Origin of the sequence: Mesorhizobium sp. B2-3-5, from assembly GCF_006442395.1 — a bacterium.
Classification (GTDB): domain Bacteria; phylum Pseudomonadota; class Alphaproteobacteria; order Rhizobiales; family Rhizobiaceae; genus Mesorhizobium.
The window spans coordinates 67,531-91,574 of record NZ_VFVX01000005.1 but is presented as its reverse complement, the minus strand read 5'-3'; the positions used below and the strand labels follow the sequence as shown (position 1 = coordinate 91,574).

The 24,044-nt window shown below is 65.0% G+C and carries 24 protein-coding genes; 10 read left to right on the top strand and 14 right to left on the bottom strand.

Annotated features, from left to right (window positions below):
- Window positions 1–6: 6 nt before the first annotated feature.
- Together FJ958_RS08280 and FJ958_RS08275 are read left to right on the top strand one after the other, a co-directional pair.
- Window positions 7–603 (top strand): hypothetical protein, encoded by a 597-nt coding sequence (locus FJ958_RS08280; protein ID WP_140741427.1) that lies wholly within the window; start codon window positions 7–9, stop codon window positions 601–603.
- A 30-nt stretch (window positions 604–633) separates the two neighbouring features.
- Window positions 634–1,818: a patatin-like phospholipase family protein gene (locus tag FJ958_RS08275; protein ID WP_140741425.1), complete on the top strand. Its 1,185-nt coding sequence runs from the start codon at window positions 634–636 to the stop codon at window positions 1,816–1,818.
- Window positions 1,819–1,995: 177 nt separating this feature from the next.
- On the opposite strand, the gene FJ958_RS08270 is transcribed toward FJ958_RS08275, so the two are convergent.
- The 7 genes from FJ958_RS08270 to FJ958_RS08240 form a co-directional block, all read right to left on the bottom strand.
- Window positions 1,996–2,145 carry a hypothetical protein gene (locus tag FJ958_RS08270; RefSeq protein WP_010910556.1) on the bottom strand — a complete coding sequence of 50 codons (150 nt, stop codon included), beginning with the start codon at window positions 2,143–2,145 and terminating at the stop codon, window positions 1,996–1,998.
- 56 nt (window positions 2,146–2,201) lie between these two features.
- Window positions 2,202–2,486, bottom strand: a complete 285-nt coding sequence (locus FJ958_RS08265; RefSeq protein ID WP_140611503.1) for a PRC-barrel domain containing protein — start codon at window positions 2,484–2,486, stop codon at window positions 2,202–2,204.
- Between the two features lie 211 nt (window positions 2,487–2,697).
- Window positions 2,698–3,027 carry a DUF2934 domain-containing protein gene (locus FJ958_RS08260; protein WP_140741423.1) on the bottom strand — a complete coding sequence of 110 codons (330 nt, stop codon included), beginning with the start codon at window positions 3,025–3,027 and terminating at the stop codon, window positions 2,698–2,700.
- A 107-nt stretch (window positions 3,028–3,134) separates the two neighbouring features.
- Window positions 3,135–3,737 carry a BA14K family protein gene (locus tag FJ958_RS08255; RefSeq protein WP_140741421.1) on the bottom strand — a complete coding sequence of 201 codons (603 nt, stop codon included), beginning with the start codon at window positions 3,735–3,737 and terminating at the stop codon, window positions 3,135–3,137.
- Window positions 3,738–3,908: 171 nt separating this feature from the next.
- Window positions 3,909–4,415 (bottom strand): DoxX family protein, encoded by a 507-nt coding sequence (locus tag FJ958_RS08250; RefSeq protein WP_140741419.1) that lies wholly within the window; start codon window positions 4,413–4,415, stop codon window positions 3,909–3,911.
- A gap of 194 nt (window positions 4,416–4,609) precedes the next feature.
- Entirely contained in the window at window positions 4,610–5,089 is a 480-nt protein-coding gene (locus FJ958_RS08245; RefSeq protein ID WP_140741417.1) for a tetratricopeptide repeat protein, read from the bottom strand.
- 175 nt (window positions 5,090–5,264) lie between these two features.
- On the bottom strand, window positions 5,265–6,236 hold the full coding sequence (locus FJ958_RS08240) for an MBL fold metallo-hydrolase (protein WP_140741415.1): 972 nt from the start codon (window positions 6,234–6,236) through the stop codon (window positions 5,265–5,267).
- A gap of 844 nt (window positions 6,237–7,080) precedes the next feature.
- Between FJ958_RS08240 and FJ958_RS08235 the strand changes: the two genes are divergently transcribed.
- The 3 genes from FJ958_RS08235 to FJ958_RS08225 are packed head-to-tail and all read left to right on the top strand — an operon-like array spanning window position 7,081 to window position 12,372.
- Entirely contained in the window at window positions 7,081–11,199 is a 4,119-nt protein-coding gene (locus tag FJ958_RS08235; RefSeq protein WP_181176341.1) for a Pls/PosA family non-ribosomal peptide synthetase, read from the top strand.
- A 52-nt stretch (window positions 11,200–11,251) separates the two neighbouring features.
- Window positions 11,252–11,728 (top strand): GNAT family N-acetyltransferase, encoded by a 477-nt coding sequence (locus FJ958_RS08230; RefSeq protein WP_140741413.1) that lies wholly within the window; start codon window positions 11,252–11,254, stop codon window positions 11,726–11,728.
- Complete coding sequence (locus FJ958_RS08225; protein WP_140741411.1) at window positions 11,725–12,372, top strand: 4'-phosphopantetheinyl transferase superfamily protein; 648 nt, start codon at window positions 11,725–11,727, stop codon at window positions 12,370–12,372. The genes FJ958_RS08230 and FJ958_RS08225 overlap by 4 nt, the downstream gene beginning before the upstream one ends.
- 466 nt (window positions 12,373–12,838) lie before the next feature.
- Here the strand turns inward: FJ958_RS08225 and FJ958_RS08220 are convergent, their stop codons facing one another.
- The 3 genes from FJ958_RS08220 to FJ958_RS08210 all read right to left on the bottom strand — a co-directional run bounded on the left by FJ958_RS08220 (window position 12,839) and on the right by FJ958_RS08210 (window position 15,335).
- The gene (locus FJ958_RS08220) at window positions 12,839–13,972 is read right to left on the bottom strand and encodes a KamA family radical SAM protein (RefSeq protein ID WP_140741409.1); all 1,134 of its coding nucleotides are present in this window, start codon (window positions 13,970–13,972) and stop codon (window positions 12,839–12,841) included.
- Between the two features lie 287 nt (window positions 13,973–14,259).
- Window positions 14,260–15,156, bottom strand: a complete 897-nt coding sequence (locus FJ958_RS08215) for an NmrA family NAD(P)-binding protein (protein ID WP_140741407.1) — start codon at window positions 15,154–15,156, stop codon at window positions 14,260–14,262.
- Window positions 15,153–15,335, bottom strand: coding sequence for a DUF1127 domain-containing protein (locus tag FJ958_RS08210; protein WP_140741405.1), 183 nt, complete (start codon window positions 15,333–15,335; stop codon window positions 15,153–15,155). Before FJ958_RS08210 ends, FJ958_RS08215 begins: the two co-directional genes overlap by 4 nt.
- A gap of 57 nt (window positions 15,336–15,392) precedes the next feature.
- Between FJ958_RS08210 and FJ958_RS32410 the strand changes: the two genes are divergently transcribed.
- Window positions 15,393–15,527 (top strand): hypothetical protein, encoded by a 135-nt coding sequence (locus FJ958_RS32410; RefSeq protein WP_281406651.1) that lies wholly within the window; start codon window positions 15,393–15,395, stop codon window positions 15,525–15,527.
- Between the two features lie 22 nt (window positions 15,528–15,549).
- Window positions 15,550–16,458, top strand: coding sequence for a transcriptional regulator GcvA (locus tag FJ958_RS08205; RefSeq protein WP_140741404.1), 909 nt, complete (start codon window positions 15,550–15,552; stop codon window positions 16,456–16,458).
- A 20-nt stretch (window positions 16,459–16,478) separates the two neighbouring features.
- Here the strand turns inward: FJ958_RS08205 and FJ958_RS08200 are convergent, their stop codons facing one another.
- Window positions 16,479–16,691 carry a 4-oxalocrotonate tautomerase family protein gene (locus FJ958_RS08200; protein ID WP_140741402.1) on the bottom strand — a complete coding sequence of 71 codons (213 nt, stop codon included), beginning with the start codon at window positions 16,689–16,691 and terminating at the stop codon, window positions 16,479–16,481.
- A gap of 60 nt (window positions 16,692–16,751) precedes the next feature.
- On the bottom strand, window positions 16,752–17,492 hold the full coding sequence (locus tag FJ958_RS08195; RefSeq protein ID WP_140741400.1) for an SDR family oxidoreductase: 741 nt from the start codon (window positions 17,490–17,492) through the stop codon (window positions 16,752–16,754).
- A gap of 103 nt (window positions 17,493–17,595) precedes the next feature.
- Here FJ958_RS08195 and FJ958_RS08190 point away from each other — a divergent pair, with 103 nt between their 5' ends.
- The 3 genes from FJ958_RS08190 (at window position 17,596) to FJ958_RS08180 (ending at window position 21,906) form a co-directional block, all read left to right on the top strand.
- Window positions 17,596–18,489, top strand: a complete 894-nt coding sequence (locus FJ958_RS08190; protein WP_140741398.1) for a LysR family transcriptional regulator — start codon at window positions 17,596–17,598, stop codon at window positions 18,487–18,489.
- A gap of 333 nt (window positions 18,490–18,822) precedes the next feature.
- The gene (locus tag FJ958_RS08185; RefSeq protein ID WP_181176329.1) at window positions 18,823–20,100 is read left to right on the top strand and encodes a peptidoglycan-binding protein; all 1,278 of its coding nucleotides are present in this window, start codon (window positions 18,823–18,825) and stop codon (window positions 20,098–20,100) included.
- 147 nt (window positions 20,101–20,247) lie between these two features.
- Entirely contained in the window at window positions 20,248–21,906 is a 1,659-nt protein-coding gene (locus FJ958_RS08180; protein ID WP_140741394.1) for an acyl-CoA synthetase, read from the top strand.
- Between the two features lie 69 nt (window positions 21,907–21,975).
- On the opposite strand, the gene FJ958_RS31945 is transcribed toward FJ958_RS08180, so the two are convergent.
- On the bottom strand, window positions 21,976–22,695 hold the full coding sequence (locus FJ958_RS31945) for a hypothetical protein (protein ID WP_140741392.1): 720 nt from the start codon (window positions 22,693–22,695) through the stop codon (window positions 21,976–21,978).
- A 41-nt stretch (window positions 22,696–22,736) separates the two neighbouring features.
- Complete coding sequence (locus tag FJ958_RS08170) at window positions 22,737–23,807, bottom strand: hypothetical protein (RefSeq protein WP_140741390.1); 1,071 nt, start codon at window positions 23,805–23,807, stop codon at window positions 22,737–22,739.
- Between the last annotated feature and the right edge of the window lie 237 nt (window positions 23,808–24,044).

The following is a 24,044-nucleotide window of genomic DNA, read 5'->3' as shown; positions in this document are numbered from 1 at the left end:
GCAGCCATGCTGGAAACACGCCCCACTCTCCTTGACCGCTTTCTCACGACCGATGCCGCCAGGTGCGCGGAACCCGACCGGACGACGCGTGAATATGTCGACAAGATGCTGGCCGGAGCGCTGCAGGAGGCGCAATCGGTGGCGCGTTCCTATGACACTAAGGCGCAGATCGTGGGCGTGGGCTACATTCTCGCCCTCAACCTGATCCTGCGCTTCGGCGACCTGCTGCCCTCGCATGCACCGCTCGGGCCGCTGTTTTACATGGCCGTCTGGGGGATCGTCATCATGCCGATCGTGCAGTTCGGGCAAGTGCTCTATCCGAGCCGCAAGCGGGCGGACAAGGAACTCAACTGCAAAATGACCGGTGCCTGCGCGGTCCCGCCCATCTACCATGTGGATCCAGGATTTTTCGCCGATGTGCGCGACCTGGTCCACCTGGCCGTACAATCCGATTGGACCTCGGTGATAGCTGCCGAACTGCTGAAGACCTCACGCGTGAGGGAGATCAAACAGGCACGTTTCCACCGCGCCCTGCTGATGACCGTCGTCTCCTTCGCCGTGCTCGGAGGCGAACAGCTTTTTCGCAGCTTCGCCTTAGCTTGAAAAGAAACCACATCAGGGGCCCCGACGGCTATGCTGAGGATCATCCTGCTTTGCCTGTGTGCAGCTCAGCTCACAGGCTGCATCGCCGCCTATCCGCGCGATGGCGTGCCGACGGAACGCATGACTGCCGCCGAAGTGAGTGGCTATCCCCGGGACATACGCGTCTGGGGCGATTCCGACGAAAGTTTCCCGCCCGATCGTCTCATCAAGTTCCGCGACGAGAGAATCAAGGCGGCAAAGGCCGACCCTTCGATCAAGCTGCGAGAGCTCGACGCGCTTACGATTTCGGGCGGCGGCAGCAGCGGCGCCTTCGGCGCGGGAATTCTCGCCGGCTGGACCAAGTCCGGTACCAGGCCCAGGTTCGACATCGTCACCGGCATCAGCACCGGATCGTTGATCGCGCCCTTCGCGTTCCTTGGCCCGGCCTATGACGATCGCCTGAAGCATGCCTTCACGACGATCAAGGACGCCAACATCTACACCGAGCACAGCTTCCTCGGCATGCTGTCGAGCGCCTCGATCACCAGCAACGCTCCCCTTGCCAAAATGCTCGACGAAGAAGTTACCGAGGACATGCTCGATCAGATCGCCGCAGAATCCGGCAAGGGACGCAGGCTCTTCATCGGAACGACCAATCTCGATGCGGATCGGCCAGTGATCTGGGACATGGGCGCCATCGCGGCGAGCCGCCGGCCGGACCGGCTGAAGCTCTTCAAGCAAGTCATCCTGGCCTCGACCGCCATTCCAGGGATATTCCCTCCCGTCGAGCTGCAAGTGACCGCCTCCGGCAAAACGTACCACGAAATGCATGTCGATGGCGGAACCAGCAACCAGGTCTTTCTAATGCCCGCCGGCTTGAGCATGCGCGAGCTTGATCGGACGTTCCACGCCCGGGTCAAGGCGCGCCTCTATATCATCCGCAATGGCCGGACGACGCCGGTGCCTGGGATCGTGAAGGCCACATTGCCCGACATCGCGGAGAAGGCGGTCTCGTCCCTCATCAAGACGCAAGGGATCGGCGATCTTTACAGGCTTTACGCCATCGCCAGGCGCGACGGCATCGCCTACAACTTCATAGACGTTCCGGCCGACTTCACCGATGAGCCGAAAACCCCGTTCGAGAACAAGTTCATGCGGGCTCTGTTCGAAAAAGGCTATGAAATGGGCCGGGATGGCGTGCCATGGAAAAACGTGCCGCCTCGTTTTTCGAGATGAGTTGGTTCGAGCCGGTGGTCCCGCCGTGCCCGCTGGCCGTTCCGCGCGTTCCGGAAAGTCGGCCTGAATCTTCACCACTGGCTATTGTGCGAGGCAAACGGCGGCTTATCGGACCGCCATACGGGACGTTCAACGTCATGGTTGAGGCGCATTGCTGCCGCTCCGGGAATTTACCCCTCAGTGCCTTTTGAAATACTGCACCTCCTTCTCGTGCTTCTCCGCCGCCTCGCGCGTGTCGAACGTGCCCAGGTTCCGCCGCTTGCCCGTCTTCTCGTCCTTCTTGCGTGAATAGAGCCGGTATTTTCCGTCCTTGAGTTTCCTGATCATCGGTCTCTCCTCTTCGAAAAGACGAAGGGCCCGGTCGCCGCCGGGCCTTCGGATTGTCAGTCGCGGTGCTCGGGCATGGCTTTCAGCTGATCCTTGGTCCAGTTGGTCACGGCGTGGACGTCGCCGTCCTCGTCGCGCATGAAATCGAGTTCGCTGGCGGCGACGGCGACCGGCTTGGCGCCGATGCCGAGGAAGCCGCCGACATCGATGACGACCTGGCTGCCGTGCAGATGATCGACCGAGCCGATCTTCTCGTCCCGAGGCCCGTAGATGGTGGCGCCTTCGAGCGTGTCCGGGGTCAGTTCGGCCGGGCTCAGCCTGACGTGGTTTGTGTGGTCCATGACTTCAATCTCCTTGGTTGGGGGACAGGGTGAACCTCCGAGGCGGCCAAGGGTTCCGATGCAAGCGAAGGAGCCGTCGCCTATACACCGGCAGGCAGCCATATGCCGTCGGCCTAGCTGCCCGCCGGCACCGCGCTTTCATGGCCGGCTTCAGCAATTCGGGGAACCGCGCGTGGCGCCTTTCCGTCCGGAATTGCCTGAAAACAAGGCGTCAGGATTTGGCGCGCTTCTTCGCCCCGAGGCTGCGCGCGGCTTGTTCGATCGCGGCGCGGTCGCTGCCCAGGCGGTCGAGCAGTTCCTGCGCCTCGTCGCCTGAGATGCCGGTGCGCATGGCCAGATCCTCCACCGCCAGCACGTCCGAGCTGGCGATCTCGCGTGTCTGGGGCAGTGCATCGCGGGCCGTCAGCGGCAGGGCGCCCTCCCTGTCGATCTCCATCTCGGCCTGATGCCAGTGCCGCTCGTGGTCGCCATGCACGCCGCCTTCGCGCTGCCAGATCTGGTAGGCGCGCTCGCGGATCCTGTCGTTCCTGTCGTCGCTCATATCAGTTCCTCCACCGTGTGGGGAATGAACGCCGCGCTGAGGCGAACGATCCAAAAAATCTGCGTGAACGGGGAAGGCGCCGGCGCCTTTCATCGCCATCGGGCCCGCTACTCGCATTGCCGTCTCGGCCCGCCCGAATATGGCTGGTAACTGTTGTCCTCCGGCCGGTAGGAGCGGTAGCGGCTGAAACAGCTATCGACATGGTCGGCGGAAGGCTCCGTAGCGGGAGCCGAACCGGCGCCGCCCGCCTCGGCATAGCTGACTTCGGCCGAAGGCTGCGCGGACTGGCCGCCGGCGTCGAGATAGGGCGAGCTGCAGGGGCGCTGCCGCCCGCTATAGGACATGTAGCTGTTGTCGCCCGGATTGTAGGAGCGGTAGTGGCTGGCGCACCATTGGACATGCGACGGCGGCAGCGCGGCCTGCTCTTCGGCGGCCACCGGCGGAACCGCGCTTGTCACGGTCGGGTCGGGCGCCGGCTCTTTGGGGGCCAGATCAGTCGGCGCGGGCTGGTCGGCCGGCACGCGTTCGAGATTTTGCGCCGCCTTGTCCACCGGCCGCGCGTTTCTGGTCCACAGCTCCGACACGCTGACGGTCGGCCTTGCCTCACGCGGGGCTTTGGCGGCCAGCAGCCAGGCGGCGAAGCCCAGCCCGCTGCCGAAAACGGCAAGAGTCAAGACGAAGCCGCAGACCAATCCAAAAATCGCTTTCACGTCACCCTCCGTAAGCCCTCGCTCATAAAATGCGGAGCATCAAGGCTGGTTCCAGCAAAGTGCGTGCTGCAGCGCCGGCCAGCCCCCCTCTCCCCGTCACTATACGGGGAGAGGGTGCCGGCAGGCGGGTGAGGGGCAGCGCCAGCTTCGGCAACTGGCAGTCCGAAGCAACTATCCTGCCCCTTTATGACGTCGGGGCGCCAGCAATGCCGCCACCAGGTCCTTGTCGCGCTGGCGCTGCCTGAGGTAACCGGCCAGCAGCCAGTCCAGCGAGATCCTGCCGGCGCCGGCGGCGGCCAGCACGAACATGCCGCCTGATATCGCCAGGTCCTTTTCGAAATGCAGCAACTCGTTCTGGCTGGCGAAGTTGGTGTGGAACAGCGTGGCCGTGGCCAGGCAGAACAGGCCGAGCCCGATGGCGCCCAGCCGCGTCAGCAGGCCTGATGCGACGGACAGCCCTGCCCCCAGTTGCAGCACGATGGTGGCGACGAGCAGCGGCAGGCCGACGCCAAGCGCTGCCATCGCCTTGGCGGCGGCGGCGAAATGGGTGGCAAGCGTGGCGCCCTCATGCAGGAAGATGAGGGAAAGCAGCAGCCGGCCGGCGAGCAGGGCCGCGTCCCGCAGGTACAGCTTGGTGACGAGGCCGTGCAGCCTCGCGGCGATTTCGGTTGGCATCATGGTCAACCTCCATTTTTGCTAAAGGGCCGGAGCCGGCGCGAGGGAGAGGATGCCGGCTCCGGCAATGGGCGCCAGCCACGAGCGCCCAAACTTTTTTGTGGCATCGGCGCCAAGGCCTCCTCATCCGGCCGTTTCGCGGCCACCTTCTCCCCACGTCCTTGGGGCCGCCCTCAGGGGATAGGAAAAGGCCGCTGCTATTTCGTCACCTTGGTGTCGATGGCCTTCTGCAGGTCGGAAAGCTCGTCGCAGCCGGCGGGGCACAGCTTCTGCAGCGATGCCAGTTGCTCCTTGGCCTTGTCCATGTCGCCGGTCTCGACATAGAGCTCGCCCAGATATTCGCGGGCGGCCTTGTGGTCGGGCTTCAGCTCCAGCGCCTTGCTGTAGTAGGTCAGCGCCGTCTTGGTGTCGCCGGTCTTGCGAAGCGTGAAGCCGAGCAGATTATAGACGTCGGCCTGCTGGTTGTCCTGCGCGAGATCGCGCAGGTCGGCCAGCGCGCCCTTGTAGTCCTTGGCGTCGATCTTGGCCTTGACGGCGGTGAGGTCCGGCGCATCGGCGCCTTCTATGTCATCCACCGCATAGGCCGGCATGATCGTGGCGACGGGAACGACGGTCAGCACGGCAATCGCGCCGAGCAGGCCGAACAGGGCGTTTCTGCCCAAAAGAGACTGTTTCATTGTCTTTCTCGCTTTGATTGAGGGCTAGCATCGCGAGACCGTTTCGAAATTCGCTCTGGCGAGTCACATGATGGTGGTTTCGAGAACCGTAGCGCGGCGGACGTTTGGGTCCGGGAGCAACGGAAGCGCGGAAAACGCCTTCGGATGGCCGCCAGAGTAGGGTTTCCAAACGGTCTCAAATTTGAACCGGGGTGAAGCCATAGGCACCGCCGTCCTTGATGAAGACGCCGGTACCCGGGAACGGGAAGTGCGAACCGCAGACGCGGATGTTGTCCGCGATCACCCGGTCGATGATCTTGTGACGCGTGGTGATGGCGGTCGGCCCATCCTGATCGTAGCTGCCCTGCCACTCCGGATGCGGCGCGAGAAGCGCCGGCACATACATGGTGTCGGCCGAGACCATGCACTGCTCCTTGCCGGAATTGGCGAGGTACACCGAGTGGCCTGGCGTATGGCCGGGTGCCGCGATGATCTGGATGCCAGGCGCGACCTCGGCGCCATCCTCGACCAACTTCCAGTTCTTCCATTTCGGGAAGTTTTCGGCGATGCGCTTGCCGGCCGGCTTGCGGCCCTCGGGCAGCTTCGCCAGCCGGCTGGGGTCGGTCCACCAGTTGTATTCGGTGGCGTTGACGATCAGCTCGGCATTGGGGAACACCGGCGCGTTGGTGCCCTTCTCCATCAGGCCCCAGACATGGTCGGGGTGGAAATGCGAGATCATGATGGTGTCGATCGCCTTGTAGTCGATGCCGGCGGCGGCCATGTTGGCCGGCAGATGCGTGGCGTTGGTCTGCCATTGACCGACGCCCGAGCCGGCATCCATCATGATCAGCCGGCCGCCCATCTTAAGCACGACGACGGTGAGCGGAATGGGCATGAAGTCGGTGGTCAGCCCCGCCTTGGCAAGCGCCGCCTTGGTGTCGTCGACCGAGACATCCCTTATGAAGGCCGGGTCGTGCGGCTTGCGCCAGATGCCGTCATAGACGGCTGTGACCTCGATGTCGCCGACCGTGTATTTGTAGAAGCCGACGGCCGGCTCCACCGGCGTTTCGGCGAAAGCGGGGCGGGTGAATTCAAGCTTGCCGGCAAGGCCGAAGGCGGCAGCGGCGGCGGCGGACTGAAGCACCGTGCGGCGTGTCATGCTGAACATTGCGATCTCCTCTGTTGCGTGGTGGCTAAAAGGCACGGATGGAAATGACGGAGGGCCAAGCCCCTGGCCCTCCGTCGCTGATTGCGACCGGGGCCGGAACCGTCGGGCTTTCGGATCGAGGCGGTCTAGATGTCGTCGACGGTGGCGGCCGCCGGGTTGGCGCGGCGCGCCGAAGATGGGCGCTGCCGGCAAAGGCGGAACTCGAGGCAAGCAGCATCGCAGCCGCGCTGAGAGCGAGCTTGGTCATTTCGGTAAGTTCCTTGTTCCGTTTCCTCGGCGCGGGCCGCTGAACTGGCCCCGCTGTAGGGAAGACCCGGCAAGACCGCGCTTTATTCCCGGGTGCGGCGAGATTTTTTGGAAGGCTGGAATCTGGCGGCAGCGGCCATGCAGGGAGGGCGCCCAGACACAATCCAGAAACAATATTCAACAGTTCGGAAAAACTGGCGAAAAGATCGGATGGCATATCCATCCCTCAGCGACCGGAAATCGGCCGCCGCGCAGGCGCACGGATACGGGCAATGCAACGAGGTTCGAACGGTAGGATGGGGTGCTGCTTGGCATGTCGCGCGTCGCCGGCAGCGCCGAGGCGATACGCTCCGTGCCCATGCTCCCGAACATGTGAAGACAGAGCGCCGAATATGTGATATCGGGCCGGCCAAAGAGGGGTGCGACTCGGCGGTCATCGATCGCCGGTCGGAATTCCGGGCGCTTTTGCTATGAAGGCGCCAGTCATTCCACCTCCATCAACAACGGTCAAATTGCAGCGGCGGCACAGCCGAGTGCCTGCCGGCGCGGCGGCATGAGCGAGATGTGCCTGTTCGGTCAGGACGAGAAAGTTTTGGAAATGGATCACGGTGTCGATATCGCCGAACTGGACAGGGAGCAGTCGGGAAGAGACCCCGAAGGGGCTCGCCTGGACAGCGTCGATGCGCTTGTAAGGATTGCCTCCGGTTCCGGCACGGATATACGCGCCCAGATTTTGACGGGCGCTGATTTCGCCCGGCAGGGTCTACCCGGTGAGCGGCTCGATGCGGTCTTCGAGCAGCTCGCCGCGACTTTCGCTGCCTTGCCGGCGGTGATCTCCGGAGGACGCGTCTGGACATATGAGGAAATGGACAAGCGCGCCAACCAGTTCGCGCGCCTGCTGATCGAACGCGGCGTGCGGCCTGGTCACCGGGTTGGGCTTATCCTCGACCGGTCGGCGGAAACCTATATCGCCCTGCTCGGCGTGATGAAGGCGGGCGCGGCCTTCGTGCCGCTGGCCACGGCCTTTCCCGAAGAGCGCATGTCGCTCATCATCGAGGACGCCAGCGTGGGGCTGATCGTCACGATCGCCGCCTACGCGTCCCGGGCCGAACTTCTGCCCGTCCCCTATGTGCTGATCGACAGCGCCGCCGCCGAGATTGCCGCACGGTCCGACGCGCCGCTGCCGCCGCATGCGGCGGCATCATCCGACGACACCTGCTACATCCTTTACACGTCGGGCACCACCGGCAGGCCCAAGGGCGTGGTCATCACACACCAGAGCTTCGTCAACTTCATCCGGGTGGCCGCCGCCTCCTACGGATACCGGCCGGGCGACCGCGTCTACCAGGGCATGACCATCGCCTTCGACTTTTCGGCCGAGGAGATCTGGGTGCCGTTCGCCGCCGGCGCGACTGTCGTGCCGGCGCCGGGCCAGTTGCCGCTGGTAGGCGAGGAACTCGCGGATTTCCTGCGCCATCATGACATCACCTGCATGGCCTGCAGCCCGACGCTGCTGTCGTCCATGACCAGCGACGTGCCCAGCCTGCGCACGCTGCTGGTCGGCGGCGAGGCCTGCCCCCACAATCTGGTGGTGCGCTGGTCGAAGCCGGGCCGGCAGATCCTCAACACCTATGGCCCGACCGAGGCGACCGTCACGGCGACGATGAGCGAGCTGACGCCGGACAGTCCGGTGACGATCGGCGCGCCGCTGCCGACCTATTCGATCGTCATCCTCGACCCGTCCCTGCCGCAACTTGCCGAGCCCGGCGAACTGGGCGAGATCGGCATTGCGGGCATCGGGCTCGCGGTCGGCTATCTGAACAGGCAGGACCTGACGGAACAGAAGTTCATCGCCGATTTCGTCGGCCTGCCGAACAACCCGTCGAAACGCATCTACCGCACCGGCGACCTTGGCCGGATCAACGACCATGGCGAGATCGAGTATAACGGGCGCATCGACACCCAGGTGAAGATCCGGGGCTATCGCATTGAACTGGGTGAGATCGAGGCGGTGCTGCTGGACCAGCCGGAGATCGCGCAGGCCGCCGTCACCACCTGGGAGATCGAGCCCGGCCGCGTCGAGCTCGTTGCCTATTACGCGCCCAAGGCCGGCCTGCCGCCGCTGTCGCGCGCCGACATCGCGCAGACGATGAAGCGGCGCCTGCCGGACTACATGGTGCCCTCCTATCTGGAGGAACTTCCGGCGATCCCGATGACGGTGTCGAACAAGGTGGACCTGCGCCAGTTGCCGAAGCCGACAAGCGTGCGCCTTTCGGCCGGTCGCGCGATGGTGCCGCCCGGCAATGACGACGAGCGTTTCCTTGCCGAGGCGCTGTGCGCCGTGCTGAAATTCGACGACGTGTCCGTCGAGGACAATTTCTTCGACGATCTCGGCGCCAACTCGCTGCTCATGGCCCATTTCTGCGCGCGCGTGCGCACCAGGAAGGAATGGGCCACGACCTCCATGCGCGACATCTATCTCTACCCGACGGTGGCGCGCCTGGCCAAGCACCTGCGCGTGCCGGAAGAGATGACGACGGCCACCAACGAGCCCGTCCTCATCCGCCAGGCATCGAATTTCGCCTACTGGACCTGTGGAATGGCGCAGCTGCTGTTCTACGGGGTCTACAGCTATTTAGCGCTCTGGGCAGTCAATCACGGGCTCAACTGGGTCTATGACGCGCTCGACGACCCGGTCCAGCTCTATCTGCGCTGCGTGGCGCTTTCGGCCGGTGTGTTCTTCGGCATGTCGGGCTTTGCCATTGTCGCCAAATGGCTGCTGGTCGGCCGCTGGAAGGCCGAGGCGTTCCCGATCTGGGGCCTGCGCTACTATCGCTTCTGGGTGGTCAAGACATTGATCCGCTCGGCGCCCGTCGTCCTGTTCCGCGGCAGCCCGCTCTACAGCCTCTATCTGCAGCTGCTGGGAACCAGGATCGGCAAGAACGCGGTCATCGAATCCCGCTCCGTGCCGGTCTGCACCGATCTGATCTCGATCGGCGCCCGGACCATCCTGCGCAAGGAATCGATGATCCTCGGCTATCGCGCCCAGTCCGGCTATATCCACACCGGGCCGCTGACCATCGGCCACGATGCCTTCGTCGGCGTCGGCTGCACGATCGACATCGACACCTCGATCGGCGACGGCGGCCAGCTCGGCCACTCCTCTTCGCTGCAGCGCGGGCAAAACATTCCCGACGGCGAGCACTGGCATGGTTCGCCGGCCATTCCGACCACGGCGGACTATTGCAAGATGCGCAATGTCAACCCGTCCAACATCCGCCGCTTCCTCTTCGAGGCGGCGCATCTGGTGGGCCTGTTTGCCATCGTCACCCCCCTGCCGCTGCTGTTCCACAGCTATTGGGAAAATGTCGGCGACGACTATCAGGAGACGATCGGCGTGGTCGCGATCGGCACCACGGTCACGCTGTTCGGCTATATCGCCGCGGCCTTCCTCGCCGCGACGCTGATACCGCGCCTGACGAACCTGATCCTGAAGCCGGGCCGCACCTACACGCTCTACGGTTTCCGCTACTGGCTGCAGACCGTCGCCGAATTCACCAGCAACTCCCGCGTGCTCGGGCTGTTGTTCGGCGACAGCTCGGCGATCGTGCACTACATGCGCGCCATCGGCTGGAACCTGAACAAGGTGGTGCAGACCGGCTCCAACTTCGGCTCCAACCAGCAGCACGAAAACCCGCTTCTGTGCGAGATCGGCACCCAGACCATGGTGTCGGACGGGCTGTTCATGATCAACATGCACAAATCCGCCACCGCCTTCAGGCTGGAGCCGACGAAGATCGGCGAACGCAACTATCTCGGCAACAACATCTACTATCCGCCGGATGGACGCACGGGCGACAACTGCCTGCTCGGCACCAAGGTGATGATCCCGGTCGACGGGCCGTTGCGCGAGAATGTCGGGCTCCTGGGCTCGCCTCCCTTCGAAATCCCCCGCATGGTGAACCGCGACAAGGAGCTTATCGCCGGCATCGACGAGGAAGACCGGCGTCAGCGCATCCCGCACAAGAACCTGCACAATCTGGTGACGGTGGCCCTGTTCATGGCGGTCCAATGGGTCATGCTGTTCGCCACGCTGGCTATCTGGGACCGCGCGCTGAACTACTATACCGAATGGGCCGAGGTCGCGCTCTTCGTCGCCGTGCTCTTGACATCCGCGATCACCATTCCGTTCTACATCCTGATCGAGCGAGCCAGTCTCGGCTTCGGCAGGCTGAAGCCGCGGATGACGACGATCTACGATGTCACGTTCTGGCGCCATGAACGCCACTGGAAGCTTGCGGATTCGCCGATCGTGCGCCTGTTCAGCGGCACGCCTTTCCGGCCGATGATCCTGCGCCTGCTGGGCGTCAAGGTGGGCAAGCGCGTCTATGACGGCGGCGCCAACCTGACCGAACGCTCCCTGGTGGAGATCGGCGACGACGTCACCCTCAACGAGGGCTGCGTCATCCAGGCCCACTCGCTGGAAGAAGGTGCGTTCAAGTCCGACTATATCCGCATCGGCAAGGGCTGCACGCTCGGACCCTCCGCCTTTGTCCATTACGGCGTCGTGATGGGCGAAGGCTCGGTGGCCGATGTCGACGCCTTCGTGATGAAGGGCGAGGAGCTGGAGCCCTATTCCATCTGGCGCGGCAACCCGGCCAAGCTGCACCGGTTCGTGGAACCGGTCACGGACAGTGGCGCCAAGGTCTCCGCTTGAGGCCCGGCATGGCCATCCGGCGAGCTGATCTCGATATGCCGAGGGCCGGGCCTTGACGGATCGTCCGGCCACGACCGTGGATATCCGTCTCGCTCCCGTAACCAAGGCCAACCGGGCCCTGGTCGCGTCGCTGGAACTCGCCCCGGACCAGGTGGATTTTGTCGCGACCAACGCGGAGTCGCTGGACGAGGCCAGATCCGACCGGGACGCAAGGCCCCGCGTCGTGATGGCCGGCGACCATGTCGTCGGCTTCCTGATGTACGAGGCGCCCGAGGATGACGACGAGGCACGCATCTACCGCTTCATGATCGATCGCGCCTGGCAGGGCAGAGGCTATGGCAAGGCCGCGTTGCGCCTTGTGCTGGACGAAATCGGGGCGCTCGGCCATGTCGGGCACGTTTCGATTTGCTACGAACCGGAGAACGAAGCGGCGCGCCGGCTCTATCGCGCCGCCGGTTTCCTCGAAGAAGGGCTCGACGAGGATGGAGAAATGATCGCCGACCTCGTGCTGCCGGCGGACGGTCGTTGACGCGGCCGCCCTCCCCCGAAGGCGCACTGATCGAGGCCATCGCGGCAATCGCGCCCGGAGGCGTCCGGACCGGATGCCGGTTGATACGCGAGGCCGACGAAACTCATCTCACGCCCGAGGAGGCGCGTTCCATCCCGGCGCGCCAGCCGGCCATACGGCGCGCCAGCGGCGCGGCGCGCTGGATCGCGCACGGGCTGCTGGCCGACATCGGCATGAGCGGCGTCGCGATTTCCCGCGCGCCATCCGGTGCCCCGCTCTGGCCCGCTGGCATAACGGGGTCGCTCGCCCATGACGACGAGATGGCCGTGGCCGCGGTCGCGCCCGTCGGACGCATCGCTTCCCTCGGCATCGATGTCGAGCCCGCCCAACCCCTGCCCGACGACATTTTCGCGATCGTCTCGACCAGCGCGGACCGGATCGGCACGGCCGACCGGCGGCTTGCCGGGCGCATCCTCTTCTGCGCCAAGGAGGCGGTCTACAAGGCGGCCTATCCGCTCGATCGCCAGATCCTGGGCTATGAGGACATCGCCGTGGACCTCGACGCAGGCCGCGCGACAACGAAAACGGGCCGCAAGGTCAGCCTCGGATACTGCATTGTCCCGCGTATTGTGGTGTTGGCGTTTGTCGACGGGGATGACCTTTAGGGTCGGACGCGATTATCCCTGCCCTGTGCCTCACGAGCTTCTGGCCGAAGCCAGAATATTGCGTTGGCGCTGCCCCTCGCTATCCTGCCGGACATCTCTCCCCGTAAACGGCAGGGCTATCGCATATGGGGCCAAGGCTTTTCGCCCTACGAGTACCCCCACCCCTAACTTGCCGGGGCGAGCCACGGGTCTCGCCCGTCCTTCGGACCCCCACAAGGGGGAGGGAGACTTCCGTTGACGCCGATCCTGGCAAATTGAGCATGTTTTCGATCCCAAGGCGTAGGTAAAGGTGCGCGCGGCAGCATTCCCTCCCCCTTGTGGGGGTCCGAAGGACGGGCGAGACCCGTGGCTCGCCCCGGCAAGTTAGGGGTGGGGGTCCCTCTTCGCAAGACTCCATATGCGATAGCCGTGCCGTAAACGGGGCGAGAAGAGCTGGCCGCGATGCCGGCTTCAAGGCCTTCCGGCCTTACGAGCCGGCAGCAGGTTTCTTCGAAGACTGGTCCTCCCGCCCGCCGACGATCTCCCGATAATCTCTCACCGCGCCATCCAGTCCGCGTATCCGCCAGCTGTCCCCGTCACGTTCCTCGACGTGGCATGATCCGAGCGGCACCTTGCCGCCGCCTTCGGGCAGGTCGAGCACATAGACCGGGTTGCAGATACCCGACAGCCGCCCCCTCAGCGCTTCCACCAGCGCCTGCCCTTCCGCGATCGTGGTGCGTCTGTGCGCCATGCCGCGCGCCAGGTCGCCATGGTGGAGGTAATAGGGCTTGACGCCGAGCCGGTACATCAGCTCGCGGCACAGCTCTTCAAGCACCTCGACATTGTCGTTGACGCCTTTCAGCAGGACGCTCTGGTTGAGCAGCACGAAGCCCGCCTGCCGCATCGTCCGGCAGGCTGCCTCGGCAGCGTCCGTGATCTCGCGCGCGTGGTTGAAGTGGGTGACGATTGTAACCATCAGCCGGCCCTGCAGCGCCTCGACCAGCCCCGATGTGATGCGTGAAGGCAGCGCCACCGGCACGCGCGTGTGGACGCGCAGAAGCCGCACATGGGCAATGGCTTCGATGCGGGCACGGATTTCGGCCAGCGCCTTGTCCGGCAGCGACAGCGGGTCGCCGCCGGTCAGGATCACCTCGCGGATCTCGGGATGAGCTGCGATATAGGCCAACGCCGGTTCCAGCGCCTCGCGCGTATAGCCACGGCCGATCGAGGTCAGCGATTCCTTGCGGAAACAGAACCGGCAATAGACCGCGCATTGATAGGTCGGGAACAGCAGCACCCGGTCGGCGTGGCGATGCGTCAGCCTGGGTACCGGGCTGAAGTCATGGTCGGCGATCGGATCGCCAAGCTCGCCCTCCGCCTCTTCCAACTCCCCGGGCGACGGGATCACCTGCGCCCGGATCGGATCGGCGGGATCGTTCCAGTCGATCAGGTCGAGATAGGCTTTCGGTGCACGCACCTTGTGGCGGCTGGCGGCTTCCTGCGCGGCGGCGCGCTCGGCGGGTGACAGCGGCAGGGAGGCCAGGTCGCGCACATGGCGCACGCCCTGGCGGATATCATCCTGCCAGGTGGTGTCGGCGGGGGCGGTGAGGGTTGCGGTCATCCAAAGCTCCTTGCACTCGGGCCGCTGAATACAGCATTGGAGGCAAGGGCTGAAGGCTCTTGCTGGCCGAAACGGCCAGCAAGCTTGGGTTCCTCGCCCCCATGAAATGGGGGAGAGGTGGCTCGGCGAAGCCGAGACGGAGCGGGGGGCAGCGCCGGCCTCGCGCACATGTCAGAGGTTCCATTTGCAAGGCCGGAGCTTTACGAAGGCCCCTCTCCGGCCGCTTCGCTGCCACCTCTCCCCCGCCTTCGGCAGGGGCGAGGAACCCAAGGCATGCGGCGCCGCGCCTAGCCACCTGTTCCGCTCGTCGCCGCCAACGCCACGAAGGCGCTTTCAATCGTCTCGAACGTCAGCTCCGGATAAAGCGCGCCCGCTTCAGGATTGGCCGTCTCCAGCGCCGTCGCGCCGCGGATCCAGAACGCCCGCAGCAATGCAAGGCCGGGGACTTGCGCGATTATCCTCTCCAGCTCTTCGGCGCTCTGCCGCACGATGCGCGGCGAGCGGCCGCTCACCCGGCGCCACAGGTCGATCATCGCGCCTTGCGTGATCCTGTTTTGCGCGATGCGGATTTCGCGGCGCACAGCACCGGGATCCTCCAGCGCGCGCATGGTGACGGCGGCGATATCCTTTTCGCTGACGAATGTCGCCGGCACATTGCCGTCGCCATAGAGCGTCACCTCGTCCGGCGGCAGGGGTGTCGAACCGAAGCGCGTCAGGTCGCCCAGCGTCGCCACCCAGGTCGAGAAGAAGCCGTTGGTGTAGATCACCGTATAGGGCAGATCGGCCTGCCTGACGGCGTCGAAGACGGCTCTCTTGATGTCTAGCGGTTCGATCGAGCCCGGTGCTGCGGCGGCAAAGTCGAGGCCGAAGCCGGCGGAAGGCACATAGCGTGAAACGCCCACATCCCTGACGGCGCGCACCAGCGTCATCTCGCTGGCCGAGCTCACATGCACCGAACTGATGACCCGATCGGCCTTGCCGACGGCGCGCACGAGGCTGTCGTAATCGCCGAGATCGCCGACATGGACCGTGGCGCCGAGCTCCTTCAGCGGGCGCATCCGCTCTTCATTGCCCGCGGTTGCCGGCCGGAGGAGAACATGGACGCTGTCACCATTGCGTGCACTGGCCTTGGCCATCTCGCTGCCGAGCAGCCCGGTGGCGCCGATGATAAGGGTGCTGGTCATATTCCCCTCCCATTGCCAAGGATGGAACCGTCCCAGTCGCGCTCCAGGCCGATGTCATTCAGGCGGCGGTCGGAAAGCCGGGAAATCTGGCGCAGCGTGCGGCGGCGCTCGAACATTGCCGCGCTTCGCAGGGCGAGGCCGCTCATCGCGGCGCCGATGGGTCCAAGGGTCAAGGTCATTGTCCGTCTCCTGTTTCGCTCGGCGCAAGCGCGCCGGTGCCGCCCTGACGGGCGAGCATGACGATTGCTCACGATGTGATTGGTCATTTCAGCGCATCCGGTGTTCCGAAGGTCGATTTGGATGCGCGGCACACCCGGATATTGGGTGTTTTCGGGCTGGACGACAAACGACTCTTTGTGCAGGATTTGTGAGCAACGCTCACAGGTCGAGATCATGCCGCGCCGACTGCCGCCCCTCACCGCCCTGCCCGCCTTCGACGCCGCCGCCAGGCATTTGAGCTTCTCCAGGGCGGCGGATGAGCTCAATGTCACCCATGGCGCGGTCAGCCGCGCCATCCGCAACATAGAAGACAGGCTGGGTATCCAGCTCTTCGATCGCGGGACGAGATCCGTGCGCCTGACGGCCGTGGGTGCAGCCTACGCGGTGGAGGTCGGCAAGGCGCTCGACCAGATCGCCGCCGCCACCATTGCCGCCACGCCTGACCGTTCGACGCGCATCCTCAATGTCAGCACGTCGGACGGCTTCGCCGGCCGCTGGCTGGTACCGAGGCTGCACCGGTTCCACCGCGCCAACGCCGACATCGACGTGCGGCTCTCCACCTCCGGTGTGCTCGCCGATTTCGTCAGCGACGGCATCGACATCGCCATCCGCTATGGCCGGGGCGGCTATGCCGGCGTGACGGCTGAATTCCTCGCCGACGAGGAGGTCTTCCCCGTCTGCAGCCCGGAACTCCTGCAAGGGGAACATCCGTTGCGCCAGCCTGGGGATCTGCGGCATCACAAGCTGATCCATGACGCCTTTCGCATCGACTGGGCGACGTGGCTGCAACAGGCCGGAGTCGAGGACATCGACCCCAAACGCGGCGTGCGCTTCGATTCCGCCACCTTCGCGGTGGAGGCCGCCGTGCATGGCGAAGGCGTGCTGCTCGGCCGCAGCGCCCTTGTCTCGGCCGACCTTGCGGCCGGACGATTGGTGCGGCCGTTCAACCTCGCGCTGAAATCCGCCGCCCGCTACTACGTCGTCTATCCCGACGGTGCGCTGCGTCAGAAGAAGGTCCGGGCGTTCCGCGACTGGCTATTCGCCGAGATCGCAGCCGACTGGGCCGGTGCGAGAAGCGGCTGAGTGGCCAAGGCTGAACGTGCCTATTCCCTGGCGCGATGGGCATCCGGCACGATGAACACTTCGTCCGCCCGGCCATAGCCGCCATCGGCGATCTCCTCCACCAGCACCATCGTGTAGGGGCGCACCCCCTCCCCGAAAAGATCGACGAACATGGCTGTCGTGCGATGGATGAGGTCTTCCTTCTGCGCCTTGGAGAGAGCCGCTTGCGGCATTTTGATATTGGCGAATGGCATGATCGTTTCCCTTATGTTCGAGGCTGGATTTCGTGGTGAAGGAGCGCCGGCGCCCTCGACTCAGATCGCGCCGCCATTGGCGCGGATCACTTGTCCGTTGACCCAGCCGCTGTCCGGCCCGGCCAGGAACGAGACCAGGCCGGCAATGTCGTTGGGCTGGCCGAGCCGGCCGAGCGGGATCATCTTGGTGATCGCCTCGATCTGCGCCTCGCTCTTGCCATCGAGGAACAGCGCCGTCTCGACCGGTCCGGGCGCCACCGCGTTGACGGTGACGCGACGCGCGCCAAGCTCCTTGGCCAGGATACGCGTCATCGCCTCGACGGCCGCCTTGGTGGCGGCGTAGACGCCGTAGCCCGGCTGCAGGAAGCCGACGACGCTGCTGGAGAAATTGATGATACGGCCGCCGTCGCGAAGCCGGCGCGCGCCTTCGCGCATGCCACGGAACACACCGCCGAGATTGATCGCGACCTGCGCGTCGAACGAAGCGTCCTCTGTCTGCGCAATCGGCGACGTCTTCATGATGCCGGCATTGTTGACGAGGATATCGACGCCGCCGAACGCCTTCTCGCCGGCATCGAAAAGGCTGGCGATGCCGGCCGGATCGGCGATATCGGCCTGCACCGCGACCGCCTTGCCGCCATCCGCCTCGATCGCGCCGACAAGCGCTTCGGCCTCCGCGCGGCCTCGCGCATAGTTTACGACGACGGCCACGCCGTCGCGGGCGAGCCGCCGCGCAATGGCTGCACCGATGCCCCTGGAGGCGCCGGTCACGATCGCCGCTCTGGCCTGCTGATTGGTCATGAAAGTCTCTCCGTGTTGATGCTGACACGGATATAGGCCGAGCCACGTTCCGGATAATCGTCCATCTATTGACATCACTATTCGGAAACTGCGAACAAAGCCCATGGATCGCCTGGATACGATGCGGCTCTTCGTTCGCGTTCTGGAGCGGCGCAGCTTCACCGCCGCCGCCGCCGATCTCGGCCTGCCCCGTTCGACCGCGACGGAGGCGGTCCGGCGGATCGAGGAGCATCTCGGCGCGCGGCTGCTGGAACGGACCACGCGGCAGGTGAACGCGACGCAGGACGGCGAAGCCTATTACCGGCGCTGCCTGTCGATCCTGGCCGAGATCGAGGATGCGGAAGCCGCCTTCCGCAACGCCGAGCCCTTCGGCCTGCTGCGCATCGACGCCAGCACGCTGCTCACCCGCACCTTCCTGTTGCCGCGCCTGCCGGAATTCCTTGCCCGCTATGTCAGGATCGACCTGCAGATCGGCCAGAGCGACCGGCTGGTCGACCTCGTGCGCGAGGGTGTCGATTGCGTCATCCGCGTCGGCGAGCCGCCCGACAGCGGCATGATCATGCGGCGCCTCGCCGTCATACGCGAAATGACCTGCGCCAGCCCCGCCTATCTCGAACGTCACGGCACGCCCACCTCCCCCGACGCGCTCGACGGCCACCAGGCAGTGGGCTTCGTGTCGTCGCGCACCGGCGAGGTGCTGCCGTTCGAGTTCACCGTCGGCGGCAGGACCGTCGAGGTTCGGCTGCCCGGCCGTGTCGCCGCCAACAATTCCGACACCGCCGCCGACCTGGCGCGGCTTGGGCTCGGCCTTATCCAGGCGCCGCGCTATCGCTTTGAAAAGGACCTTGCCGACGGCACGCTGGTCGAGGTGCTGGCCGGTTACCCGCCCTCGCCGACGCCGCTGTCGGCGCTCTACCCGCAGAACCGGCAGCTCTCGCCGCGCTTGCGCGTCTTCCTCGACTGGGCGGCGCGCATCTTCGCCGAGGCGAACTTGTAAGAGGCCGCAATCCGGCCCCTGCCCGCCGCGCTCGGGCCGGCCAGGCGCTGCGCGGCGTGCCTCCCCTGCCGCGGCTTCGACCGACCCGACAGCGAGGCACCGCAAATGCAGCGGTCTTCATCACTATGAAGGGGGACGCGAGCCGGCGGCCGTGAGATGATGTCTGGCAAGGCAAACACACGCTCGCCCGAAAACCCAAGCCGCGAAAGGCGGACCTGGTCAGGTCTGGTCGCCATGAGCAGATTGATGGTCGTTTGGCCGCGGCATCGCCGGATACAGCTGCCGCCGTCACGGCCTGCGAAAGATGTTCGGAGCCGCAAATCGGAGGCTGCGATGAAGCGCCTCTGCCTCATGCTTGGCTGTCTTCTGCTTGGTCTCTTGCCGGCCGGCAGCACTCTGGCGGCCGGCGCGGTGTTCTTCGGCGATGATGAGTCCTATGGTTGGTGCTCCGGCTACACAAGCAGGGAAGCCGCGCGCAAATGCGCGCTCGAGCAGTGCAAGGGAGCAGAAGGCGTAAATTGCCAGTTGGCCTTGGAATGCCAGGGCGGATGGGGGGCGGTCGCCACGGGCGACAATGGCGGCTATGGCATAGCCTGTGAGGCCTCCATGGAGGTCAATGCACGCATTCAGGCCCAATTGGCATGCACCTTCGCGGTGAAAGGCTTGTGCCACACGCAAACCACCTTCTCCGAGCGCAATCAGTCCATCAGCCAGGACGACAACGCGCTGTTTGACCGCACGATTTTCGCGCAGGTCCTGCTGCTCAGGCTGGGCTACTACAAGGGCCGGATCGATGCCCACGCGGGATCGGATACAAGGAGCGCGTTGAAGTCGTTTCAAAGCCAGGCAGGCTTGCCGGTTACCGGCGAACCCGACGAGAAAACGCTCGACCAGCTGACGGCTAAGCTCGGCGGCGCCGGCGCGCTCGTGGCAGCCATCCTGGAGGGAAATCGCGATGTCGACACTTCGGACTGGCACATAAAGACGGCAGCGCCGCGCGCCGAGGCCGTGCAGCCATCGACGTCGCGGAACATACCGACCTCCCCGCTCGACGCATTCGGCGTGAACGAGGAGGCTCTGAACGGTGCCCTGTCGGAAGGCATCGGCAACATCAATGGCCAGACGGGCAATAATTTCAGTTTCCAGGGGACTTTCACCTGCGGTCGCCTGGCGGGCGACGGCAAGATCAGGTGCACGGCGACGGTGACCGATCCGGCCAGTCCAGAAGCGGATGTCGTCGATCTCTACCATGTCGATGGATCGGACGTATTCGCGCAAATGGAGGCGATGGCCGACAAGAGGTCGCGCGAGGAAGGCGGCGCCGACCATCTCGACAGGAAGTCGCAGGTGACGTTCACCACCAAGGACGGAGAAAAACGGGTGGTCGATTTCGGTTGCGTGCAGCACTTCGGAGACCGCGTCTCGCACGGCATCTGCTATATCGAAGTCACGAAAAGCATCGGCCTGATGACGACCGTGGCGCCACCGTCGCCAAATCGCGATCCGGGCGGCGTGAAAGCCACGGACGATGGAACGGCCGAAATGCAAAGAGCGTTCGATTTGTTGGGAGGGATGTCGCTCGCCCTGCTCGACGTTCCGTTGAAGAAGTAGGGATCCGTCTTAGCCCCCCGCTTCCCGGCCCGACGCCCTCGACAAAGAGGATAGGGACAGGCGTCGATCGTTGCCCATCGGCGCCATCTGATGCCATTGTTGCCGCGACAGCGCCATGGCAATGGGGCGCCGCCAGGGAGGATTGCCATGACCAGGACTGAAACCGGCTTGCCGCGCCATGACGACGCCGTTCAGCGCTTTCGCATCGAGGATGAAATCGCCAGGCTCGATGGCGACCCGACGATGGGCGTCAACGCCTATGTCGAATGCTGCGGCCGCCACATCGGCCAGAACCGGCTGGCCCTGCGCGCGATCTCGGCAGGCGGCGAGCTGCGCGAATTCAGCTTCGACGCCCTCGCCGACATGTCGGGCCGTGTCGCCAACCTGCTCAGGCAATCGGGCGTCGGCCCCGGCGATGTCGTCGCCGGCATGCTGCCGCGCATTCCCGAACTGGTGGCGCTCATCCTCGGCGCCTGGCGCATCGGCGCCGTCTACCAGCCGTTGTTCACCGCTTTCGGACCGAAGGCGATCGAACACCGGTTGGGCTACAGCGGGGCAAAACTGGTGGTGACCAATGCGGCCAACCGCGGCAAGCTCGACGAGATCGAGAACTGCCCGCCGGTCGCGACCATCATCGGCGCCGGTGATGCCCTGCCCGCTGGCGACATCGATTTCCGCGCCGCCCTCGCCACCGCCTCTCCCGACCGCGAACCCGTCATGCGCAAGGGCGGCGACCTGTTCATGATGATGTCGACATCGGGAACGACGGGCCTGCCCAAGGGCGTGCCGGTGCCGCTCAGCGCCCTGCTCGCCTTCGGCGCCTATATGCGCGACGCGATCGGGCTGCGCCCCGACGACGTGTTCTGGAACATCGCCGATCCCGGCTGGGCCTATGGCCTTTATTACGCCATCACCGGCCCGCTGCTTCTTGGCATCGCGACGACCCTCTACGAGGGCGCCTTCAACGCCAGGAGCACCTACAACATCATCGAGCGGTTGGGCGTCACCAGCCTTGCCGGCTCACCCACCGCCTTCCGCCTGCTGCTCGCCGAAGGGCCGGAAGCGGCCGCCCGGGTCAAGGGCCGGCTGCGCGTGGTGAGCAGCGCCGGCGAGCCGCTCAACCCGGAAGTGATCCGCTGGTTCGACGCCCATCTCGCCGCCCCCATCCACGATCATTACGGCCAGACCGAGAACGGCATGATGGTCAACAACCATCATGGGCTCGCGCACACCGTGCGCGCGGGCTCCGCCGGCTTTGCCATGCCCGGCTACCGCATGGTGGTGCTGGACGACGAAGGCCGCGAACTCGGCCCCAACCAGCCCGGCATCCTCGCGGTCGACATCGCCAATTCGCCGCTGCGCTGGTTCGACGGCTATCACCAGGCCGAGACGCCGGCCATCGCGGGCGGCTATTACCGCACCGGCGACACGGTGGAATACGAGCCGGACGGCTCGGTCTCCTTCATCGGCCGCGCCGACGACGTCATCACCTCGTCGGGCTACCGCATTGGCCCCTTCGATGTCGAAAGCGCGCTGATCGAGCATCCCGCCGTGACCGAGGCGGCCGTGGTCGGCGTGCCCGACCCGCGGCGCACCGAGATCGTCAAGGCCTTCGTCATCCTGGCGCCCGCCCATCAGGGCAGCCCCGAGCTCGCCGAGGAACTGGCGCAGCACGTGCGCAAGCGGCTCTCCGCCCACGCCTATCCGCGCGAGATCGATTTCGTCAGCGAATTGCCGAAGACCCCGAGCGGCAAGATCCAGCGGTTCCTGCTGCGAAAGGCGGAGGTCGAGAAGCGGAAAGGGTGAAGCGGGCCGCTCATACCGGCCAGCTCGAGCGACGTCGGTGAAGCGCCGTGCCCTCTTTCAGCTTCGGTGCTATGTTACCGCGGTGACCCTGCCCGCTTTATTGAGGCGACAACTGACTTGCGCTTGCCGAACTTCGATGCCGCCCTGTCTTGCATAGTCTATTCGCACCTTGATCGGCGCCGTGAGTACACCCCCACCGTGGCGCAAGGCACCCGCGCTGACTGCATTGACGCGCACGGCGCCAAGCGGCTTCGCGGCGGACATGATCGCCGCGCGGCAGGCTCGCGCGATCGCGGTTGGCGTGCCGGGTTTCGCTGTAAGGGGTTCCGGTGATCCAAGGGGATATCCCGGATTGGGGTCGCCCTCGCCGGCTTTGGAAGGCCTGAGGATGGGCGGCAGGAAATTCGATTGCCTGGCGGCCTTGGCGGAGGCAGTGGCTGTCGTGGCAGCGGCCGGCTTGCCGGGAGCGGTCGCCGAACCGTTTTCGACGGACGGGGCGTTGCCGAGGCCGATACCCGTCGAAGGGCTTCCGCTTGTGTTGCCAACGTTGCCGCTGGCACCAAGGCCTGCGGCGGGTGACCCGTTACCGACGCCGACCGACGCCCCGACATTTGCTCCGCCTGCACCGTCCACGTTCGTGCCCACCCCCACGGATCCGCCTTGCGAACCGACGCTCACTCCAGCGCCGACCCCCAGGCCGCCAACCTTACCGCCTATACCTGCATCGAGAGCCGAGGCGGGCCCAATTGCGATACCGATCGCCAACGCGGCTGCGAAGTACCTTTTCATTGCCATCCTCCCCTGCGGGATGCATGTCGTTCGCTTGTCTTTCACTTCGCGGGTGGTCGGGTTGGGAGCAATGCAACGGGAAGGGCAATGGTTGCCAGCACCACAGTTTGCGGCGGCTTTGGACCCTTCACCTTCTGTTTTTTCGGCAAGCCCGGGTTACGGGCTGCGCCCGAACGCGATGATGAACTTGCAAGTGCACTCGTGGCGGTACGTGCCTTGGGCGCGCGCTCAACGGCCGCGCTCCGACGCCTATCCCTCGCGACGTCGATTTCCTCACGCGCGGCACTGAGGCTGCGGGCTAAACCGTTGGCTCTTTCACGCTCTTGCTCCAACGCCGCATTCAATTCCATCGAGCCCTGCCTCAAGGCATCGCGTTCCTTGCGAGCACTCTCAAGGTCACGTATGGCTGCATCGGCTCGTTCACGTTCCAGTTTGAGTGCTAGCCCGGCTTGGTTCGAAGCGGCGTCGGCCACCTGTCGGGCCTTCACGGCCTTGGCCCGCTCCTGCGCGGCCAGATTTACGCCTGTCTTGAGGGCATCGATCGTTTGACGCGCCGTGGTGAGTTCTTGTTCCAGGAGCTCTGCCTTATGGCGCTCGTCATCAAGCGCTCGCGTCGCGGCGGCCTGAGAGGCTTTGCTCGCGGGGTGCGCTTCAGCCATGGCGCCTTTCTCGCTGTCCCAGAGACTGGCTTCGGCCCTGAAGTTTTCGATGACGCGCTGCGCCGTCTCCAGATTGAGCGTGAGCGCTTCGTCCGTTTGCCGCTGCTCTTTCAGGACCTGCGCTTGCCTGGCCAGTTCGGCTCGCGCCGCGGCCAATTCGCGGCGCAAGGCCTCCTCATCCTCGCCGGGCGGCGCCTTGTCCGGTTCTTTCGCGATATCGGCGTGGTCGGAAACCGCGACCGGCGAGTGGCCATTGGTTGCGGCCGCTGACGCTTCGGGCGCCAGTTGACTATTGGCCGGGGACGCCAACAGCAGAACGAGGATTGAAGGAACGAGGGACAGCATGGCGCCGCCCCTGCCAGATGTCCCATGACTTAAAATCAAAGGCCGTCTTTTGATAAAGGTGAAGTCACTGCTTGGAGATTTTGATCTGGTATCCGGCAAATCAATCATCACTTGATCCCACCTGTCGCAACCCTCACCGCGATTCTATTCTCCACTTGGTTCGATCGGGGGCTCGATGCCGCCCCGCCCGCACGCTACCTCCTGATTCCTTGCTTGTTGTCATTCGAACGAACGAAGAGCGTTTCGCCGTCCCGTCATTGCGATCGTGCGACAGCCCTGCCCAGGGAGCGGGTGGCCTGTGTCGCTCGGGCACCGCAACCTTGACTGCATGGACGCGGCAGTCTC

Coding starts and splice junctions, on each gene's coding strand:
- FJ958_RS08240 (WP_140741415.1), bottom strand. CDS start 6,236: ATGTTCAGCATGACACGCCGCACGGTGCTTCAGTCCGCCGCCGCCGCT.
- FJ958_RS08185 (WP_181176329.1), top strand. CDS start 18,823: ATGAAGCGCCTCTGCCTCATGCTTGGCTGTCTTCTGCTTGGTCTCTTG.
- FJ958_RS08220 (WP_140741409.1), bottom strand. CDS start 13,972: ATGACCGCAACCCTCACCGCCCCCGCCGACACCACCTGGCAGGATGAT.
- FJ958_RS32410 (WP_281406651.1), top strand. CDS start 15,393: ATGACGATTGCTCACGATGTGATTGGTCATTTCAGCGCATCCGGTGTT.
- FJ958_RS08195 (WP_140741400.1), bottom strand. CDS start 17,492: ATGACCAATCAGCAGGCCAGAGCGGCGATCGTGACCGGCGCCTCCAGG.
- FJ958_RS08245 (WP_140741417.1), bottom strand. CDS start 5,089: ATGAAACAGTCTCTTTTGGGCAGAAACGCCCTGTTCGGCCTGCTCGGC.
- FJ958_RS08260 (WP_140741423.1), bottom strand. CDS start 3,027: ATGAGCGACGACAGGAACGACAGGATCCGCGAGCGCGCCTACCAGATC.
- FJ958_RS08200 (WP_140741402.1), bottom strand. CDS start 16,691: ATGCCATTCGCCAATATCAAAATGCCGCAAGCGGCTCTCTCCAAGGCG.
- FJ958_RS08250 (WP_140741419.1), bottom strand. CDS start 4,415: ATGATGCCAACCGAAATCGCCGCGAGGCTGCACGGCCTCGTCACCAAG.
- FJ958_RS08235 (WP_181176341.1), top strand. CDS start 7,081: ATGGATCACGGTGTCGATATCGCCGAACTGGACAGGGAGCAGTCGGGA.
- FJ958_RS08275 (WP_140741425.1), top strand. CDS start 634: ATGCTGAGGATCATCCTGCTTTGCCTGTGTGCAGCTCAGCTCACAGGC.
- FJ958_RS08280 (WP_140741427.1), top strand. CDS start 7: ATGCTGGAAACACGCCCCACTCTCCTTGACCGCTTTCTCACGACCGAT.
- FJ958_RS08180 (WP_140741394.1), top strand. CDS start 20,248: ATGACCAGGACTGAAACCGGCTTGCCGCGCCATGACGACGCCGTTCAG.
- FJ958_RS31945 (WP_140741392.1), bottom strand. CDS start 22,695: ATGAAAAGGTACTTCGCAGCCGCGTTGGCGATCGGTATCGCAATTGGG.
- FJ958_RS08270 (WP_010910556.1), bottom strand. CDS start 2,145: ATGATCAGGAAACTCAAGGACGGAAAATACCGGCTCTATTCACGCAAG.
- FJ958_RS08205 (WP_140741404.1), top strand. CDS start 15,550: ATGCCGCGCCGACTGCCGCCCCTCACCGCCCTGCCCGCCTTCGACGCC.
- FJ958_RS08190 (WP_140741398.1), top strand. CDS start 17,596: ATGGATCGCCTGGATACGATGCGGCTCTTCGTTCGCGTTCTGGAGCGG.
- FJ958_RS08265 (WP_140611503.1), bottom strand. CDS start 2,486: ATGGACCACACAAACCACGTCAGGCTGAGCCCGGCCGAACTGACCCCG.
- FJ958_RS08170 (WP_140741390.1), bottom strand. CDS start 23,807: ATGATTGATTTGCCGGATACCAGATCAAAATCTCCAAGCAGTGACTTC.
- FJ958_RS08215 (WP_140741407.1), bottom strand. CDS start 15,156: ATGACCAGCACCCTTATCATCGGCGCCACCGGGCTGCTCGGCAGCGAG.
- FJ958_RS08210 (WP_140741405.1), bottom strand. CDS start 15,335: ATGACCTTGACCCTTGGACCCATCGGCGCCGCGATGAGCGGCCTCGCC.